Source organism: Acidiphilium sp., assembly GCF_049977125.1.
In the GTDB taxonomy this organism is placed as follows: domain Bacteria; phylum Pseudomonadota; class Alphaproteobacteria; order Acetobacterales; family Acetobacteraceae; genus Acidiphilium.
In genome coordinates this window covers 1-2,457 of record NZ_JBMFGY010000297.1, presented here as the reverse complement: position 1 = coordinate 2,457, position 2,457 = coordinate 1, and the positions used below count along the sequence as shown (strand labels likewise).

General features: G+C 65.0%; 2 protein-coding genes. Both read right to left on the bottom strand.

Annotated elements, in window-relative coordinates:
• Positions 1–126: 126 nt before the first annotated feature.
• Positions 127–1,569, bottom strand: coding sequence for a hypothetical protein (locus ACP5E6_RS18285; protein ID WP_427956749.1), 1,443 nt, complete (start codon positions 1,567–1,569; stop codon positions 127–129).
• A 57-nt stretch (positions 1,570–1,626) separates the two neighbouring features.
• Positions 1,627–2,457: DotG/IcmE/VirB10 family protein (locus tag ACP5E6_RS18280; RefSeq protein ID WP_427956747.1), on the bottom strand; the 831-nt coding region annotated here is incomplete at its 5' end.

Sequence of the window (2,457 nt, the reverse complement as noted above, 5' to 3'; positions counted from 1 at the left end):
CCCGTAGCCACCGAGGATGAACAGGCTGCTGCCAACGATGTAGCAGAGGGCCGGCAGGATGATCGTGATCGCATTGCCGATCGCATCCGCCAGATTGACAAAACCCTGCACCGCCCGCCTCCCCGCCTAGCGGATCACGCCATGCGTCGTCTCGACCACCCAGGACGTGCCGTCCTCGGTCAACGACAGCACGCGACCAACGCCCGGAACGGTATCGCCGACCGAAACCTCCTCGGAGCGGCCATCGCGCGAGATGATCGCGACACCGGGCGATGACGCGATGATCCGATAGCTCGATGCCGAGATCGTCCCGGCCGGAACCGCGCTGTGCGACTGGAAAACATGCGGATGGATGGCGGCGCGGGGGGCTTGGGCTGGTTGCACAGCCAGCGCCAGGGCGCTCTTCGCCTGATCGAGATGGAGGGTGCGACTGAACGTATCGAGACGACGTGTCGTTGTCGCCTGCAGCGTCGCCACCTGATGCGCCAACGCCTCGTTCTCATCCCGCAGCTGGGCCACCAGAACGCCGAGTTGTGAGACCAGCGAGAGCACCGGAATCTCGGATTTTGGGTTCAAGGGCCCGGCCACGAGATGAGTTGCCGTCTGCACCGGATGGGCGATGGTTGCCAGGGTCGTGGTACCCGGGGTCGTTGCTGCTGCCGTCGCCGTCGTGTTGATGCCGGGGGTCACAGGGGTCGTAACCGCAGGTCGCGCGCGATCAGCGGGTGCAATCATCGTGGGGGGCGGAGCGATTGGCGGGGCGATCGGATGAAGCAGCGCATTGACCTCGGGCGGGGGAGGCACCGCAGGATGGGCCGTAGCAACAATCGGTTCCGGGGGCGGCGCAATCGATTTGGCGGTGATTGCAGGAACAGCGGGCGAGGTCGAGCCAGAAGTGCTGATTGAGGCATCCGAAGCCTTGCCGATCACCGTCCCATGATCTGTCTTGGGTGTCGCAGCGTGCTCCAGCGCAGGGATGACAATCGGTTTATTCCCAAAGAACGGAACAACGACGGTCTCCCCCAGTCGGGACTTTGCCGCCGTAGGACCGACCGGCGCCACGGATTGTTGCGCGGTCGCCGGGATCGCGCCCCGCTTCAAATCGACCAGAGCGTTGAATGTGGACGTTGGCAGATCCGCTGAGTGACCGGACGGATGGTCTGACAGAGTTCCGTCTTTCGCCTTGGCCGGCGCGCCACCGCCCTGTTTCGCAGGTGCCATCGTTTTGCGCGATGAGTCCGCACGGCTCACAACCCACGGAACCGGTGGAGGAGACAGTTTCGGGATGGCGGAAAGATCGGAGACCGAGGACGCGGTCGCCGTGCGAGAATGAGGGGATGGTTCGACGCCGGACACCGGGTGACCGAACACATGCGCGATCAGCGGCTCGACCACCGGCTCGATCCGATGGCTCAGGATGACACCGGCTGTCGCACCGGCGACGACCAGGGCCGTTGTTGCGAACAGAATGGTATCGCGTTTGCGCGCACGGCGCGGCGCGGCGGGTTCGGTGGCAGGGGCGATCGGGGCGCGCGGGAGGGGCGCGTCGGAGGTTGTTGCATCAGACATGGCGCGGCCTTTCGGAATAACGGGGAGGGAATGAGGGTTGATCAATGATGGGGCGGTTCACGGCGTGGCGGCTTTCAGGGGGGAGAGGAACAAGACGCCGACATCGGTTCCCGCCGCCAGTTTGACCGTCGGCCCCTTCGGTGCGGTCTGTTCGATAATGTTGCCGAGTGTGCCGGCAGCGTTGCCAAAGCCGGCCGCGACAGCCTGCGCCGTGTTGACGTGGGAGAAAACGGTCAGCCCACCCAACGGTGAGGTCTGTTCCACCGAGCCGCTCTGTCCGAGCGAGCCACCCAACGCTTCGACGAAAGCCGCAGCAGCCGGGAGAACGATGCGGTCGACATAATGCTCGTTCACCGAGGTCGCGACCGCGGTACGCATCGTATCCGGCGTCACCACCAGCGCATTGATCGAGGCCTGTTCGCCGTTCTTCAGGGTGATCGACGTCAGCTTGACGACAAGCCGATCACCCTCTCGGCTGAACGACCCGATCATGTCATCACCCGCAATCGGCCCGGACAACGCCTGAACCTCGACCGGACTGCCGCCCTGATCCGAGGAGACCGCCAGCTTCGTGACGCCGTAGACGCCATGGCCAGCCGGGATCAGGACCGTGGCGCGACCGCGCGGGCGGCCGAAGGGAATTTTTCCGGACACGCCGGCAGGATCGTCCTGCGTGGCGGTAACCGGCATGGGGGGCGGGCCCTTCGCCGCGACCGGTTTGATGATGACGTCGGTTTGCGGTCCGGGTCCGGACATCTGGCCCATGAGCATCTTGATCTGGTTCGCATAGGCCTGATACCGCGCCTGATCATAGGAGCCCACCGACATGGGCGTCGGCTGCGTCGTCGTGGGATCAGCACCGGCAGCAGGATGTGTCGGCTGCGTCGA